Raw genomic sequence first — 16705 nt, 5'->3', positions numbered from 1 at the left:
CTGGAAAAGGACGAAGTGACCCAGTTCCCGCGTCACAGAGGCCCGTGTCGCATCAAAATGGAAAACCAAAAGTCCCTGTTTCCGGACATTTGAAGAGGAGGTGTAGTATGAATCGGTCGTTGCAAAAACCCTGATGTCGCGTTCGAGAAGATTGTTATCGATCGGCATCCTGCTGTCTTCGACGTAGCGCGTCAGGTATTCCCACTGGTTGAGGGTGTAGGATACCGCATCGCCAAGCTTGGTGTCGGGCACAACCTTGGGTGCGATGTCATCGAGCCACGCCTTGAGTGCATCCAGGACCGGGACGCTATGTTTCTGGCGGAAGCGGCGCAGGTAGCTGGCCTGCGTTTCCCCGTCACCGGGCATTTCGTCCCGCACCTGCCTTTCGATCCGGTAGAGCTGGTCGAAGAACTTGAGCGCCTGTGCGGGCGGCCCGCCTTGTTTCTTCCTCGCCTTGAGGGCGTCGGCAAAGCGCCGTCTGGCGTGGGCCATGCAGCCCAGATGCGTGGCGCCTTTCAATGTGCGCCAGGCCGTATAACCGTCACTCATCAGGATACCGCGATAGTCGCCGAGGAAGGCCTGCGGATGTTCCTGCCCGCGACCGGGTTGATAGTCGAACAGCACGATCGGCTGTTCGCTGTCCTCGCTGCTGCGATAGGCCCACATATACGAGGTGCTGGTAGGGGCCTTGCCCTCTTCCTTCAGCACTTGAACCGTAGTCTCGTCGCCATGAATGACGTCTTGGGACCGGAGCCGCAGCTTGAGGGCGTCATAGATGCGATACAGATGCCTCTCGCTAGAACCAATCACCCAATGGCCCAGAGCACCGCGGCTAACGGGTACACCTGCACGCTCGAAGGTTTGCGCCAGACGATAGAGCGGCGTGCCATCCACGTATTTGTGGACAAGAGCAAAGGCCAGCGTCGAGGCCGTGGCAATGCTCCCCGGCAAGGGCTGAGCGGGCATTGGCGCAAGGACGATCGGCGTGGCGACCCCGGTGCGGTCGCAATTGCGGCACGCATATTTGGCGCGGGCATTCTGCAGGACCGTGGCCTTCACCTCGATGTGAAGCTGCTCGGTTACCACTTCCCCCATGCGATGCAGCCGTTCGCTGCAGCACGGGCAAACCTTCTGGTCGTCGGCGAGGTCATATTCAACGCGCTGGCGTGGCAGGCCGGCAGGAAGTGGTTTGCGCCCGCGCTTCTTCCCTTCTGGTTTTTTCGCCTCCGGCAATCCCGTGTCGGGAAGATCGGCAGCGCCCGGCTCGTCGATATCGTCGTGATCTTCGTCTGCATCGTCCTCAAGGGCGGCCTGCTCGGCTTCATTGAAGACGCGATCCATGTGCTTTTCGCTGCGCGGCGCAAAGCGGTGCAACCGCGCCAGCGCCAGTTCCTCCTCAAGCTTCAGGATGCGCCGGACAAGAGCGTCTCTCTCGGCCTGCAATGTCTCGACCTCGGCGGCTTTCGTCGCCAGAAGCGCCATCAATTCCGCAATAGTGGGGGCGCCGCCTCGATCCATCGCAGTCTTGAATCGAAAGCCCCCTCCCGCGTCAACAGCCTTCAGCCGACAAACTGATATTGCCGCACCGGATGAGGGACCATTGCGTCAATATCGATCCCGTCGAGCAGCCATCGCAATTGCTCCGCGGTGAGCGCCACCACCGTTTCCGCTCGTTTGGGCCATCGGAACTTGTCCTCCGTCAGCGCCTTGAGCACCAATACAAAGCCGGAGCGATCAAAGAACAGGAGCTTCATCCGGGTCCGGCGCCGGTTGCAGAAGGCGAACGCCGCGCGCTCGAACGGATTGAGGCCCATCGACTGCTCGACCAGGATCGCAAGGCTGTTGATCCCACAACGGAAATCGATCGGATCCCGGTGGAGATAGACGCGCAGATCTTCAGCGAGCCGGAACATTGCAATGCCCCAGCGCATCGATCATCACCACCAGTAACTGCGCGTCACACCCCTCCAGCGTCAGCGATACGCCATTTGGCATCGACGCCTGCAGCCGCACTGACGGTACCAATCCCGCAGACCGGATCGCGATCCCACCAGTGTGTCGCTCCGCAGGCGCCGGAGACGTCTCCACCCGGATAAACGCCGACGAATCCGGCAACTGCCCCGTGCTCCGCTGCCCGTTCGCACTCTGGCGCTCTTGATACTTCCTGACCCATTTGCGCAGTTGGTTGGCGTTGACACCATGCTCCAGCGCAAGCCTCGCCACCGATATGCCCGGCTCGAGGCACGCCTCGATCAACCGTGCCTTCCCCGCCCGACCATAATAGCGTCGGCCGTTACTCGTCACCCTTACAACCTCGAGCCCATAGGAGCCCATCGGTGCCATCTCCATGTGTCCACCTCTTCTTTGGTGGACACATCCTTCACACCGCGTCACTCAACCGAACAGGTGGGGGGAATTTCGCGCTTACCGCCAATCGTCCCGGGATGATGCATTCCTTCAATACCATATGCACGTTGACCATCAATATAACGCTGTATCAAACTGGTAGATAGTAATCCAATCTCCCGTCGAAAGATACAATAGCGTTACTTTAAATCAGGGAAGGAAGCGCGCGAGCATCTGCAACACTGCAGCATAATAGTCTGCGCTTAAGTCCAACGGCTCCTGCAGCCCGAGCGTGCGACTTGCAACAGCCATGCCACCCGATGACAATGCATAAGGTGCCTCCTCACCTGACTCGACGTCAATCCATGCCGGGATGGGCTTGCCTTTGCCAACATAAGCTTGCCAAAAGTTCGCGACAGGTGCCAGCAAGCTGGTGCGCCTGCCCGATTTTGCATAAAGAGGCACGCGGATGGCATCAAATCCAAACCGCGCTGGACGTCCAGAAGCGGGCGACACGATGGCAGGCCCGCTAATATCTATCCAGTCGGTCGGTAGGTGCAATGGCCCAAAACGTGAAGCACTGGCGATCGCTTCACTGTCAGCGATGACTTTACCCCATACAGCATCGCCATCCAACAGGCGAAAGGCATCGAGCGCGGGCCAAATAAAATAAGCGGGATTAAGTGTAACCGCGTCAGGCTTCACGAACCCTTGTACCCCGGGCAACAGCAGCGATCTGCCATAACGTTCGAGAACAAGGCTCGACCTTATCGCACGCCGGATCTCAGCCGAGCGCGACGCGTAGGAAGGGTTCTTCCATTTGCGTGCGGCGTCGGCCAAAGCCCAGGCAATAAAAATATCACCGTCCGAAGCATTATTCTGATCACCTACGGGATTTGGCTGGCGCGGATCATATCGCCACGCATAAAGCCCGGTATCGCGATTTGCCAGATTAGCCTCGGACCAACGAAAAATGGTGTCAAACGCAGCTTGATCCCCTCCCCGCAGTGCCAGAGCCATGCCATAGCCCTGTCCTTCACTATGGCTGATCCCGCCATTGCCGTTATCGATGATCCGTCCCGAGGGATCGAGAAATGCAGCCTTGAAATTTGGCCAACTGATAGCGCCCGCCACGATTTTGCTGCCCCCCGCCTGGGCGCAGCCAGCCGTGGCCGCGAACAAAAGGCTCAGGCAGGCGGTGCGTCGATCAACGCCCATGACGCAACTCGATTTGGCCTTCATGCGTGTGAACTATCCAAGTCTTTAGTTGCGGGCCACTGCCCAAAGTACGGAACCACCCATCATAAGCGCCTTCGAGGATAGCGTTTTTGACGTCTGGCCAATGACCTTCGAGATCGCCTTCCAATGCGTCGGGCATACCATGATGATGAACGATAATGCCTTCATCATCCATCGATAACGACGCTTCTCCCCAATGCATAGCGTGCCAGACCCGATTAATCCGTTGCGTCAACGCGTCAAGGTCAGAGATATCCTCCACTGGAGCGAGGGACGCGATCCTTTTTCCCACAGCAACATAAAAGCCTCGCGCTTGCGCTGCCGTCGCACTCTTGAAAATCTCGCTAGCCGTCAATGCGGTCAGGAGAGACAGTCCAGCCACATCGGGCGCATGCGGTGCTGCGATTGGCGTTTCCATGAAGTCCTCTCTCATTTTGCGCCCCCTAATGACTGTCTGATGCCGATCAACGATTTGAACTCGTCATATGTCCCGAACGTGTTGATCCCAATCTCGCCCCCAACACGCGTGCCAGGAGACACGCGGTAATAGATTGATCCATCTGCAGAGAGAGCAAAGCCGGTCTTGCTGATGCTATCATAGAAGGATCGGACGTCGCTATTTCGAGCCTTCAAGCTGTCGAGAAGACCCTGACCGGACGGATCGGTGGGATAGAGCGCCACCTGGTCCTGGCTAAAGGATTGATAGCCCGGCGCGGCATTGGCGCGGATCTGCAGCTTGTCCTTTTCATAGCTGTAGCGGACCGGGAAGCTGACGCTGAGAAAGCTTTGCGGGCTGAAATAGCCGCCATGACCAAAGGTGAAGAAATTCTGGTTATTGTCGAAGCTTTGATAGTTGACGTTCACGCCCCCGGTCAGCACCGAATGATCGCCTCGATAGAAAGGCATATAGCCGCCCAGATTGACCTGCACCCCGCTGTTGCGGCGCACATTCGTCCCGTCATAGCGACTATAGGCGGCATCGCCATAAACCCCCGCTCCCTCACGATCATAGGAGAAGGACAGTCCGCCGCCCGTCCGCATCACCTGCCCCCACAATTGCCCCGTTACCGGATCGCGCGTACCGGCATAGGATATGACGCTGTCAGTCACAGCTTTGCTTTCTGCCCATAGTCTTGCCGTGGCGTTAGGCGAGAAACGCGGACTGATGGCGGCGCGCCAGGTCACTTCTGTATCTTCAAAACCAAGCGGAGTGACGCCCACCTCAAGTTGCAGGACCGGGCTCGTGTAGCTGGCCGAGATCGCAACGCCCGAAGCATGCTGCGTCGCAGCCTGCGTCAGGGAAGCTTCCTCTTCATCGACGATAGCCTGTGCCTCGGCCGTGCCGTTGCGACCAAAGCGCGCGAGTGCCGACCCGGTTGGACGCCCGCTGTCGAGTACGACCGCATCGACCTTTGCTCCAATGCGGCCATTGCCAAGCCCTGTCGAAATTTCGGCCGAACCGGTAACCTCCTTGAGCGCGCTCAGTCCGGTTTCGCCCGACCGCTCGCGATAGCCGGTCTGGACATCGGCCCGCGGTCCCGAACGCCGTGTCAAAGCATTGATGTCTGTCTGGATGGAGGCCAGAACCGGATCGCTGCTCACCATGCCATAGCTGTCGACTGATGGGCTGCGGCTCTCTTGGGCCCCGGAACCTTGCCATGCCTGTCCGGGAAAGGCTGTCGGGGGACTAGCGGTGACTTGATAGGGAGCAGGCTGCTGTCCCGCATTGTTCGCGCTCTCGTACGCCTGATCGCGATAGAGGGGCGCAGGCGTCGGCACGGCGATCGGCATACGCGCACCCCCTTGAAGAGCGAAGGGATTGATGGTCGGCGCAGCGGCCGCGGGCGCTTGATTGCGGAACGGATTATTGCCCTGCATGTTTGCCGCAAAGGGGTTGGCCGATGTCAGTTGGCCACCACCGCTGTTGGACTGGCGCGCATATATCTCCCTGGCGCGCTTGAGATATTTGACGGCTGCCCCCTCATCGCCGCGGGCCTGTTCCATGCGGGCTGCGGCCATGTAGATTTCATGATCATCGGGTGCAACCTTGATCGCCCGGTCTATCGCCTGCCGTGCCAGCCCCTTATCGCCCGCCGCACCGGCGGTCTCGATGAGGCCGATGAGCGCGCCCTTATTGTCGGGCGACTGTGCCAAAATCAGCTGATATGTCTGCGCTGCCTGCACATGCAAGCCGCCTGACTGGTATAAGCGCGCGAGCGCGGCAAGCACTTCCTGATTGCCAGGCGCAGCGTTCCAGGCTGCCTGCAACTGATCGAAGGCAGGCGCATATTGGCCGGCCGTACGCAACCTGTCGGCCTGCGAAGCGGCCATGATGCCGTTCAGGCGCGCAACCGTGCGTTGCCCATCCACAGAAGTCCCCGCCATCTGCGTTGCGCGCTGCACAGCCGCATTGGCAAAGCCGTCACGCCCGGTCTTGGCAAGCACGCGCACAATGGGCTCATAGCCTTCGGCGCTGCCTATCTCACCCGCCATCGCTTGCTGCGCCAGTGACGCCGCCGCTTCGCCGTCGCCCAGTTCATATAGGGCATCGGCGATCGCAGCTTGCTTGACGGCAGGCATGCCCGGCGTCGCGCCCAATTGCCGCAGCACCGCCAGCGCTTCGCCTTGCTGCCCTTGGCTCGCCATCGCCTTGGCACGCTCGATGGCGCTGTCGGTTTTCAGGCCGATCGCGAAGTTGCGCATCTGGACGCTACGCTGCGCTTGCGGAATACGCCCGATGAGCTTGTCGGCTGCTGCCAGACGCCCCAGATCCGCATTGATCAGCGCGGCTGCGTAAAGCGAATCTGGGGTTGCCAGGTTGGTGAGCGAATTGATCTGGGACTCGGTTTCTGGCAGCCGCCCCTTGGAGATCAGATAGCGTGCAAATTCGTACCGGATCCACGGATCATTTTGATCCAGCAATAAGCCCGCTTGAAATTCCTGCTCGGCCCTGAAGTCGTCCCCCTGAGCGGCCGCCTGAAGGGCCCGATCGCGCGCTGCCCGGCTGCGCAAACGATTGCCACCCTCGGGGCTGCCTTCGCTAGCCTGACGATAAATATCGGCAGCATCGGCATAACGGCCCTGCCGTTCATAAATCTCCGCCAGAAGCTCAAGCGCGGGACCACGCTGGGCAAAGCCCGATCGGGCGAGACCCTCTGCCTGGGCCTGGGATTGGTCGATCCGGCCATCAGCCAGCAACGCGCGGGCATCTGCCAGCCCTCCATAGAATTGAGCCGACGCCAGCGCCTCGCTCCATTTGGCCGGCCCGCCCAGTCGCGTGGCCTGATTGAGCAAATCTCGCGCTTCACCAAAACGCCCCTGGCGCAAACGCACCAGTCCAAGACCCCCTTGTGCATCCGCGTCGCCGCGATTGCGGGAAATCGCGCGCGTGAACAGCTCCTCGGCTTCATCCAGTTGATTATCATCGAGCGCTCGAAATCCCGCTGCGCGGGCGTCATTCCCGGTCCGCGCTGGTTGCGCGACGCGTGGCGTCGGCTGCGCTGGCTGCGGCGTAGCAGCAGGCCGGGCGACAAGGGCGGGCGTTGGAGCCGCAGGCTTGGCATTTGTGCGGGCACCCTGACCAGCCAGACCACGACGCGCTTCCCCATTGGTAGGATCGAGGATCAGTGCCCGGCGGAAGGCTTGGTTTGCCAGATCCTGCCGTCCCTTCGACTGCCAATATTGTCCCTGCTGGATCAGCGTAGACACACCGGGCACCTCGGCCTGTGCCCTCGTCGGAACGATGGTTGTGGCCATTGCTGCGGTCAAAAGCAGTCGCAGGGAAAGAATTTTGCCCTTGGTCATTCCGCGTCACCTTCGCCCAAGCGCCGTTTTGCCTGGCGACTGAAATAGAGATAGGCAGGCCCGGCCAGCAGGACCGCAATGAGCAGCCCGGCCATGGCCATCAACAGCGGCCGCTGGCTGAACCAATAGGCAATCTTCATCCAGAACGGCATGGAGCCGACCCAATAGCCAGAGCCAACGGCAAAGCTGTTCATGCCATCGCCGCTGGCAACGGATAGGTCACCCTGGATCTGGGCATTGATCTTGGGCTCGGCCATCCCCCCCACCAGTTGCGGCAAGGCGCGCGGATCATCCGCGAGCAGCGCAACGACGCTGCGTCCCTTTTCGAAAGGCGACTCAAATCCGACAATGCCCTGGAAGCCGTTGGCGGCGTACAGCGCCTGTTCGACATCGTCCTGGCTTGCGCGGCTATAGGGGGACATCATGCCAAAGACGCGATCAACAGGCGTGCGTTCCTTTACCTGCAACTGGCCGTTTTGAAAATGAACGGGCGCGTCGCCGAACAACTGGGCCGATGCCGCAACGCTGCTGGCACCGATCACCAAGATGTCCTTGCCACTCAGCCGCGAAGGATCGATCGCGCTGGCCACTGTGACCCCGGTGGTGGGCGCGCCGGTCGAATCGCCAAAGCGCCCCATCAACGTCAAAAATGCTTCAATCGCGCCCGGCGTTGCCCTTTGTCCCACAAGAACGGTCGTTTCCGTCAGGTCAGGACGTATGGTGAAGGGATAGCCTGCACCGGCGAAGGTTGCGAGGTCCGGCATTTGCAGGGCATGATAGGCGTGGGTCAGATCTATCATACTGGTGGGTTCGATGCTGACCCGGACATTGTCCGGCAAAGTGCCTTCACACCGCTTCTTGTCGGCGATGATCAGATTATAATCGAAGGTCAGCTCATTCTGGCCGAACAAATTGTAGCGGGGGAGCACAACGGAGGCTCTGCCGTCCTGCGACGATGCCCCCCTGCTGCCAAACAACTGGTACCACCAGCCCGCACCTGACAAGGGCAGCGTGCGAAGATACTGATTGTTGATCGACACATCGAGCCGCGATGCCCGCTTGTCGAGCCAGGGCGCTGAAGGGTAGCGATAGTGCAGGTTGAGCGTGCCACCGCTCCGCGGCCAGAAGAAGAGGTCGGGCGCGACGCGAAAGCGGGCACTGAGCGGGCCAGGCGGAAGCCCCATGCCCTGAAGGGCGTAGGCGTCCATCATTTCGCCAAGGCGGACGGGCCGATCCGTTTGAAGCCAGCGGGGCGCAGCATAGCGGGCATAGGTGGGAATGCGCACACCATCAAAGGCCATGCGCGATCCGCCCAACACGCCTCGCCCTGCTGCGATCGCCCCTGCGGCGAGCTTGAGTTCCTGATCGCTGCGCCCCATGACGACGAGCAATTCGCCAAAGCCATCGCGGGGATTGCGAACGACGCTGACCGACGGACCGGTCACGGCCATCGTCAGACCCGCAAGCGGCCTGCCCGCCTTGAGGAACACAATGGCATTGCCCTGCGGGATCTGATTGTAGAGCGGCTTGAACGAAAAGCCGCGATAGCTCGCCAGACTACCGAACCAGGACGCCATGCTTGCCGCCGCCTCCAGTTCGCCGTTGCCTGGTTGACCCGCGAACACGAAAGGCAGGCGTAGCGGCCGGTTATCATTCTTGTCGAAGAAAGGCCCCGGCAGACGCGCGAGATCGGGACCAAGCGGCAGGGTCTGGACGGTCATGTCGAACCAGGACCGCACATTGCTGATGTTTGCCCATAGAGAGCTGTGGAAAGGATCTTCGCAATCGCGCGCATAATGGCCGATCAGACGAAGGTTCAACCTGTTGTCGCCCGGCAGGAACAGCGCCGGATTAACAGGAATGGCAAGATTTTGACCGGCAGCCTCCGTTGGGCGCAGGGCAATGGTCTGCACCACCTCGCCATTGAGCAGCACGACCAATTGGCTGAGGTCACCCAGCAACGCTGGCGACCAGGCGAAATTGAGAGTGAGATTGGCCTGGGTCACAACGTCGTTGCGCCGGACCCCGAAGGGAATACCAATTTCACCGCGCGTACCGGCCAGACGAATGGGTGATTTGACCTGCAGGTCGCGGAAGGTCAGCCGCTCGCGTCGTGCGCCTGCGCCCTGAGCCAACGCCGCAGTGGTGGCGACGGGAGACTGGGCTTGAGCGCGTTCTGAGAAGCCGGCCGGTAAAAGCGCCAGCATGACGGCGACCGCAGCTATGGCCTGCTTGCCCTTGGAGGGCGCTGGCACCTGTGCCTGACGGAGCGCTCGACGCTCGCTGCGGTTGAGTCGGAACAAGCGTTTGAGCGTTGTGTAATCCACCACGATAATGTCCCAAAGTGAGCGTAAACCCGATACCGGCGCACGCGGCGCTGCGGGTTGCCAGGCGTCGGCGCGGCCAAGGACGGCGCGAACCAGTTGGCGCGAAAGCGTCATGTCGAGCGGCTGGAAGCGCAGATAGGCCTGCCCGCCTACGATCCTGATGGTCTCAACCGGAATAGTCAGCTTCTCATCCCCCATGGGCAAGGACACATGGGTTATCGTGCGGCCAGCCAGCGTGAAATCTGACGGGACCAAGATCCCGGCCCCACCCATGGAAATGTCCGTGGTGCAGGCATCGATAACATAGCCGTCCTGCATATAGATCGTGACCGGAAGCTGTGCGCCGATGCGAATATGCTCGCGCGACTGCCTGGTTTCGCGCGCGACGGACACCGCTGCCAAGAGAATGATGACGCTGAACAGCGCCCATGCTGCGTTGAGCAACAAGGTATCGGTCTGAATGTTGAACAGATGCGAAAAGAATATTCGCTTCACCACGGCGAGCGCGACACCGAACAGGATCAATCCAATGCAGATCAGATGTGGCTTGACCGTCCCAAGATCGAAATAGGTGCGGTCAAGCAAGCTGCCTTTATCGGTGACGTTGAACTTGCCTTTGCGCGGCTGAAATAGCGTCAGGACGGTTGGTGATACGAGATGGAAAGCAAGGATCGTCTCATAGATCTCACCCCACAGCGGTCGGCGGTCGCCACCCTGGGCTCGCGTACCTGATACCATCGAGCAATAGAGATGTGGCAAAGCATAAGCGAAGATCAGCGAAGCCGAAGCATGAATGATGTTCTGGCCAAAGATCAGATAGGCCAGTGGTGATGTCAGGAACACGATCCGGGGCAGCGGAAACTGAAAGTGCAGCATCGCATTGAGATAGCAAAGCCGCTGCTGCCAGTTCAGCCCGCGTCCCAACAAGGGATTGTCGATCCGCAGAATCTGCGTCATCCCGCGCGCCCAGCGAATGCGCTGGCCGATATGCAAAACGAGCCGCTCGGTCGCGAGCCCGGCCGAAAGACGGGCGCCAATATAGGCGGTGTTCCAGCCCATCCGCTGCAGTTTGAGCGCGGTATGGGCGTCTTCGGTAACGGTCTCGCCCGCAAAACCGTTGGTCTGCGCCAATGCCTCCCGACGAATGACCGCGCAGGAGCCGCAGAAGAAGGTCGCGTTCCACAGGTCGTTGCCGGCCTGCACTGCGCCGTAAAACAGGTCACCTTCACCAGGCAGGTCGCGCACCGTGCCAAGATTACGCTGGGCTGGATCGGGAGAGTAGAAATGGTGCGGGGTCTGGAGCATCGCCAGCTTGGCGTCCTGCTGGAACCAGCCCACCGTCATCTGAAGAAAGGCGCGGGTCGGCACATGGTCGCAGTCGAAAATGGCGATCAGGCTGCCTTCGGTCTTCTTCATCGCGGCGTTCAGATTGCCGGCCTTGGCATGAAGATTGTCGGCGCGCGTGAGATAGCCGCAGCCTGCCTGCCGCGCAAAGGCGCGAAATTCCGGTCTACGTCCGTCGTCGAGGATGAACACTCGAAACCTGTCGGCCGGATAATCCATGTCCATCGCCGCGAACACAGTGTTGCTGACGATCTCCAGGCTCTCATTATAGGTCGGGATATACACATCGACGATTGGCCATTGCTCAGGCTCGCCCTGAATTTCCACCACCGGGCGATCGAGCGGCCAGCCGGTCTGGAGAAACCCCAAAATGAGAATGACCCAGGCATAAAGTTCGGCCAGATAGAGGCCGCTACCCAGCAGGAATTCGGGAACCGAGCCGAATTCCAGCGTCTGGGTTGTACGCCAGAACATATAACGGGATGAAACCAGAACCGACAATATCGCCAGGGTCAGGTTGGCCTTGCGCGTGTTCTTGCGCCCGATGATGATGGCACCCATTATGGTGATGCCAGCGCAAATCCATTGTGGCCCAAGGTCAAGCGGCACACCCACAAAGAGAATGCTCAAAAGGGTCACGCCCAGGATGAAGGCCCATTTTGTGAGGCCGGACCCAAGCGCCCTCACGGCTGATCCCCATCGGCCTGAGCCAAGCCACAACGCGCTTCGACGGCCAATGCCAACGTCTTCAAATCGACAAGGGCTGCGCTCGCCGGAGCGAATTTGGCGGTCGGCTCGAACATAGCCGCCGCCTCGTTGACGCCTTCATCACGCCGTACGGTACCAATGAGTTTGTCTCCAAACAGCTCTCGAATGAAGACATGGCTGTGGCGCGAGAGGCGATGGGTATCGTCAAGCTGGTTCAGAACGAAGACAGTGCGCGGCAACTCGATCGTCGGCGTTCCTGGCTGTACCTTGGTGAGGGCAGCGAGCGAACCGGGACGTGGCAGCAAGGTGCAGATGTGCAACATCGCGTGGGGCAGCAAAAGCTCTTTCGTTTCGCGATCGCCAGCAGCAACGTCGGCGATGAACAGTTTGTCGCTCTCAAAGGGCGAGTGTCCGGGCCGAGCCAATAGCTCGCGAAAATGGGGATCCCTGCTCAGGCTATGGGCACTAAGCAACTCCACGCCGGAAACGACCATCGATTGGCTGGTCGCCTGCCCCATTTCCATCAACGGCTGTGTTGGCAGCAGTCCGAAGAAAAGCTTGAGGGCATCCTGATAGGTGAAATCAACGGCTGTGACATCATGCCCCTGCCCGGCTAAGGCGATGGCGAGCTGGGCCGCTATGAAGCTGGTGCCCACGCCGCCCTTTGGCGAATGGCATAGGATCAATGCCATCAGTCTTGCCGATCTGCTTTGTTGGCCGAAAGACCGGCCAGAAAATTGCGTACATCGACAGACGGACGCTGATCGCGACCGCCTTGGGCTGTTGCATAAGCACCAAATATGCCCGCTGTTCCTGCACCTGGTGGCGACGGCGTTGCAGCGCGCTGTCGCGCATCTGTGATGATATTGCTGTCGTCGCGCGTATCGAGTGGCGAAAGCCGCCTGCCCACCACGCGTTCATCCTTCAACAACGCCTCGAAAATAGGCCATAATTCCATGTCGGCAAAGGAGTCGCTAAACTCTCTATAACGAAAGTCCGTGCGCCCCAGCCGGGCCAGGAGAGTTTCAGCATCCGATCGCATAAACATATCCCCATGTTCCGCAGCGGCAAAGATAGGGTTTAATGGTTAACGAGATGTTTAAAAAAGCAGGGGTGCCGATGAGATCGATTAAGTGAGCTCAAAAGACGACGATGCCTGAACCGGCTCTCGTGCAGAAATTCAAACTATAGATTGGCGTAACACCAAAATCATGCAACATAGACATATCTCATCTATGCTCGCCTGATAAGATTATCTAGAGGTTGAGGGAGATTGGTGGTCATCGATTGCGTTGAATTCGCCGTTATGTCTAGGTCGCGCGGCCTGCTGTGCGAATGAGCAGGTTACGTCACGCGTTGCGCCATGGCGCAACTGCACCCTCGATGACAGATCCTACAGCTCGTTATCGTGCGATCTCTTGCGCCCGCGCGCAGTCCCTGTCCCTATGCGCCTTGAGTAGCTCTGAACAAAGCAATGAGCGCTGCGGGACTGGCAGCCCCGGTTTTCATAATGATCGCAGCCCGATGATCCTCAATCGTTTTAGGGCTAAGGCCCAGCGTGGAGGCAACCAACTTGTTACTCATGCCCTCGCCTAAGCAGGCAAAGACTTCGCGCTCACGCGGTGTCAGCATGCCGATACGCCCGAGCGCGTCGCGACGTTTCAAGCTCCAGCCCGCCCCCTCGGCTACAGCTGCAGCCAGGCGCACTTCGTCAAGTGGCTTCTCAAGATAGTCCAGGCCGCCATAGAGCCGAACGGCATCAACCGCGTTCGCCGTTGATGGCCAAGCCGTCATGAAGATGATGGCGATTGCTGGATCCTGTGCCCGGACCTGTTCAGCAAAGGCAAATCCGTCCAGCTCTGCCATCATGATGTCTGTCACCAAGCAGTGGGCCTGTTCATTGCGCTGATGGTTCATCATATCAACCGGATTCTCAAACGCGGTAGCTCTGTGGCCAAGGCGGGTCAGCAGGCGGGCGACAGCCCGTCCCAGATCATGATCATCGTCCACAACATGGACTATAGTGACAGGGCCCGGCTCAGCCATGAGACATCATTTCGAACGGCAGCTGTACCGTATGCCGCACCTTGTCGCTGTCCTTTTCGCGTACCAAGTCGCCACCGTGGGCATTGGCTATCGCCCTGGCAACCATCAGACCAATGCCCATGCCGCCAGGGTCTCGACCCGGCTGGACGAGCCTGTTTTCCACCGCAATGGCGACCGCGTCCTTGGCACATGTCACGCAAATGCTGATACTCGTTCCAGGAGAGGCTGCGATGGCATTGCGCAACAGATTGATCAGTATCTGCATGAGTTCGATTTCGTGTCCCATCACGACAAGCTGGCTGTCCACTGGTTCCAGCCTGATCTGACACTGTTTGTCCAGCGCTTCGCGTTCGAGAATGGTGACGCAGTCGCGCAGAAGCTGCGCCACCGAAATGGTCGACGGCTCATCAACGCTTCTCCCGCCAAAGCTTCGCAAGCGGCGGACCATATCTGCAATCAATGCCGTCTTGCGATCAATCAGTTCGATACTTTGGGCCATGTCGGCGCGGTCCCAGTCACCGTCATCGGCCAGCTTCGACAAATGTCGCGTCTCAATCGCCAGGGTCGATAAGGGTTGACTGATTTCATGAATGATGGCCACCGACATGGCACGCAGGGTCTTGAGGCGCTCAGCCTGGAACAACATGCGATCGCGCCGTCCGATATCCTGTCGTGCGGTGAGTTGCGCTTCGGCAAAGCTGCCGGCGAGATAGGCTGCTATGGCCATAGCCGCGAGGGTCATATGGAGTGCCAGCCTGGTGGAAACAGATTGCTCAGCAGCAGACCAGGGAAGGATGATGGCTGCCGACAGAATGATGGCCGCCCAGGCGCCATGGCGTCCACATCTGATCCCGGCCCATATGGCGGCGATCAGCACCGGCATGACAGCGATCTGAGGCTGGACCGACGCTAACCCTGCCGCCAGGAGCCATCCAGCGAGAAAAACGATAGCGGCTTCAATCGCGCGGGTCCCACTCAATATCCCCAGACCCCAGCGGTTAGAAGGGTCAAACAGCCATAACAGGGCTGGCGCCAACAGCAGGACGCCCAGAAGATCACCAATCAGGAAGGCAGCGATCATTGTTGCAAAAGGTTGCGTGGAAAGGTCGGTCGATAAGCCTGGCCATATCCATTCCCACAGGCCGGCCACGAATGCGGCCAAGGTCGGCGAAAGCACCGTAGCCAGGCCAAAGGGCATTGGGGCGATTGCCAGTTCCGACCGGCCTTTGGTTTCAATGAAGCGGACAAGGGCCACCATCGCTCCGTAGGCCAGAGGGGCGCGAGCAACACCGCCCAGATGGTTCAGGAATTCAGGATGGTGAAGTTCCACCGTGCCTGTCGCGACCTGGACAAGACATTCCTCGATCATGATCAGGGGCGTAAATCGTGCACCCACACGCCACAACAGCGCAAATCGGACGCCGGCTGCGGGATACCAGAGACTGAAGAAATGCGCGCCGCCCCAAGGGCTCGCCGCCATATGCGCGGCTTTGAACGCGAGCGGATAGATTAGAAGCAGCAACCAGGTCTCGGCGCGAACATGGCTGACCCGTTCGATAAGATGCTGATGAATGGCCCATATCTGCATTGCACAGCTTCTATCGCCTGGGGCTACACAGCCAAGCCGGAATTTTCCCTGGCCTATCCATCCAGTCCGGGATTTGCCCGGATAGGCTTGGCGCCGCTGCGGCGGCATCACGCTCTGATCGGACCCCAATAGGCTCCGATGTCCGGGCGGCGCTATGCGACCCGTGCCGCCCGGATTATAGCCAAGGAGACAAGTCGATGACTGTCATTGGGACGAACAGCGCCGCTTTGCGCGCGCAGCGCGCCATAGAGTCCGCCAACACCGCTCTGGGGCAGGCGAGCGAGCGTCTTTCGACGGGCAAGCGTATCAATTCTGCCAAGGATGATGCTGCAGGTCTTGCCATTGTGACCGGCATGACCAGCCAGATCAGGGGAATGGAGGTAGGTCAGCGCAACGCGTTGGACGGCATTTCGCTGGCTCAGACGGCTGAATCCACGCTCGCACAGGTCGAAGCAAGCTTACAAAGGCTGCGGGAACTCGCGCTCTTAGGGGCCAACGGCACCAATAATGCCAATGATCGCGCCGCACTTCAGGCCGAATTTGCACAAACGGTCGCCCAGATCGATGATGTGTTGGAAACGGCGCAATTTAACGGGACCAAGCTTTTTTCAGATACCTCCAATGGCATTTTGGCCATCGATCATAATCGCGATGGCGATCTGCGCGATACGGCGGTCTACCATGTGGGTCAGGATGAGACGGTCCGCCGTGCAGGTGGCAAGGCAATCAAGATACAAACCGGGGCAAATGCGACTGACGCCGTGATGCTCGCACTGCCGACGCTCCGGAGCAGCGAAGATCAATTCACGCTGCTCGGCACGGAAACGGCCGTCGGTGGCACGATGCGCTTTGTCGGAATCGCCAATATCGATCTTACGCTTGATGCCGATGTCGATGTTGCCCGGACCTGCGACTATGATAGTGGTGGGGTTCACGCTTGGGGTGATCCGTCAGGCTATGTGCAATACACTGATTCCGACTATAAGAGCTATGCCGATATCGGCGTCACGGCCGCCCATGGGCTTGATGTGATCGATGCGGCGATCGCGCAGATTTCCAACGGTCGCGTCGCACTTGGTGCCATGCAGCGGCGCCTTGAATCTGTTTCCGCGCATATGCAAAATGGGATGATCAATCTAACCGAGGCACGATCCCGCATTGAGGATGCGGATTTTTCCGCTGAGACAACCAATCTCGCCAAGAACCAGATCCTTTCCCAGGCATCGACCGCGATGCTTGCGCAGGCCAATGCCAGTCAACGTGACGTGCTCAAGCTCATCGAATGAGGATGGTAGCGATAGAC

General features: G+C 59.4%; 12 protein-coding genes. 1 reads left to right on the top strand and 11 read right to left on the bottom strand.

From position 1 onward, the window contains the following. The 11 genes from tnpC to HHL08_RS22210 form a co-directional block, all read right to left on the bottom strand. Positions 1 to 1518 (bottom strand): IS66 family transposase (tnpC, locus tag HHL08_RS22260; RefSeq protein ID WP_235955234.1); only part of this gene is annotated, 1518 nt, incomplete at its 3' end. A 41-nt stretch (positions 1519 to 1559) separates the two neighbouring features. Next, positions 1560 to 1913 carry an IS66 family insertion sequence element accessory protein TnpB gene (gene tnpB / locus HHL08_RS22255; RefSeq protein WP_059150138.1) on the bottom strand — a complete coding sequence of 118 codons (354 nt, stop codon included), beginning with the start codon at positions 1911 to 1913 and terminating at the stop codon, positions 1560 to 1562. After that, positions 1897 to 2349, bottom strand: coding sequence for an IS66-like element accessory protein TnpA (gene tnpA, locus HHL08_RS22250; protein WP_169575136.1), 453 nt, complete (start codon positions 2347 to 2349; stop codon positions 1897 to 1899). Before tnpA ends, tnpB begins: the two co-directional genes overlap by 17 nt. Before the next feature lie 207 nt (positions 2350 to 2556). Continuing rightward, positions 2557 to 3564 (bottom strand): glycosyl hydrolase family 8, encoded by a 1008-nt coding sequence (locus HHL08_RS22245; protein ID WP_096063542.1) that lies wholly within the window; start codon positions 3562 to 3564, stop codon positions 2557 to 2559. After that, the gene (gene bcsD / locus HHL08_RS22240; RefSeq protein ID WP_235955233.1) at positions 3554 to 4003 is read right to left on the bottom strand and encodes a cellulose biosynthesis protein BcsD; all 450 of its coding nucleotides are present in this window, start codon (positions 4001 to 4003) and stop codon (positions 3554 to 3556) included. Before bcsD ends, HHL08_RS22245 begins: the two co-directional genes overlap by 11 nt. Positions 4004 to 4014: 11 nt before the next feature. Next, on the bottom strand, positions 4015 to 7341 hold the full coding sequence (locus HHL08_RS22235; protein ID WP_235955232.1) for a cellulose biosynthesis protein BcsC: 3327 nt from the start codon (positions 7339 to 7341) through the stop codon (positions 4015 to 4017). Positions 7342 to 7385: 44 nt separating this feature from the next. Then, on the bottom strand, positions 7386 to 11699 hold the full coding sequence (gene bcsA, locus HHL08_RS22230; protein ID WP_408021800.1) for a UDP-forming cellulose synthase catalytic subunit: 4314 nt from the start codon (positions 11697 to 11699) through the stop codon (positions 7386 to 7388). Between the two features lie 44 nt (positions 11700 to 11743). Next, complete coding sequence (locus HHL08_RS22225) at positions 11744 to 12460, bottom strand: cellulose synthase operon protein YhjQ/BcsQ (protein WP_096063546.1); 717 nt, start codon at positions 12458 to 12460, stop codon at positions 11744 to 11746. Further along, positions 12460 to 12810, bottom strand: coding sequence for a hypothetical protein (locus HHL08_RS22220; protein ID WP_169575133.1), 351 nt, complete (start codon positions 12808 to 12810; stop codon positions 12460 to 12462). The genes HHL08_RS22225 and HHL08_RS22220 overlap by 1 nt, the downstream gene beginning before the upstream one ends. Before the next feature lie 401 nt (positions 12811 to 13211). Then, a complete protein-coding gene (locus HHL08_RS22215; RefSeq protein ID WP_169575132.1) occupies positions 13212 to 13814 on the bottom strand; it encodes a response regulator transcription factor in 603 nt (200 codons plus the stop codon). Next, the gene (locus HHL08_RS22210; RefSeq protein ID WP_169575131.1) at positions 13807 to 15402 is read right to left on the bottom strand and encodes a sensor histidine kinase; all 1596 of its coding nucleotides are present in this window, start codon (positions 15400 to 15402) and stop codon (positions 13807 to 13809) included. The genes HHL08_RS22215 and HHL08_RS22210 overlap by 8 nt, the downstream gene beginning before the upstream one ends. Before the next feature lie 197 nt (positions 15403 to 15599). Between HHL08_RS22210 and HHL08_RS22205 the strand changes: the two genes are divergently transcribed. Further along, entirely contained in the window at positions 15600 to 16688 is a 1089-nt protein-coding gene (locus tag HHL08_RS22205; protein ID WP_169575130.1) for a flagellin N-terminal helical domain-containing protein, read from the top strand. The last annotated feature ends 17 nt before the right edge of the window (positions 16689 to 16705 follow it).

The organism is Sphingobium psychrophilum, assembly GCF_012927105.1.
GTDB classification, from domain to species: domain Bacteria; phylum Pseudomonadota; class Alphaproteobacteria; order Sphingomonadales; family Sphingomonadaceae; genus Sphingobium; species Sphingobium psychrophilum.
This window is presented reverse-complemented; position numbering and strand designations above follow the sequence as displayed.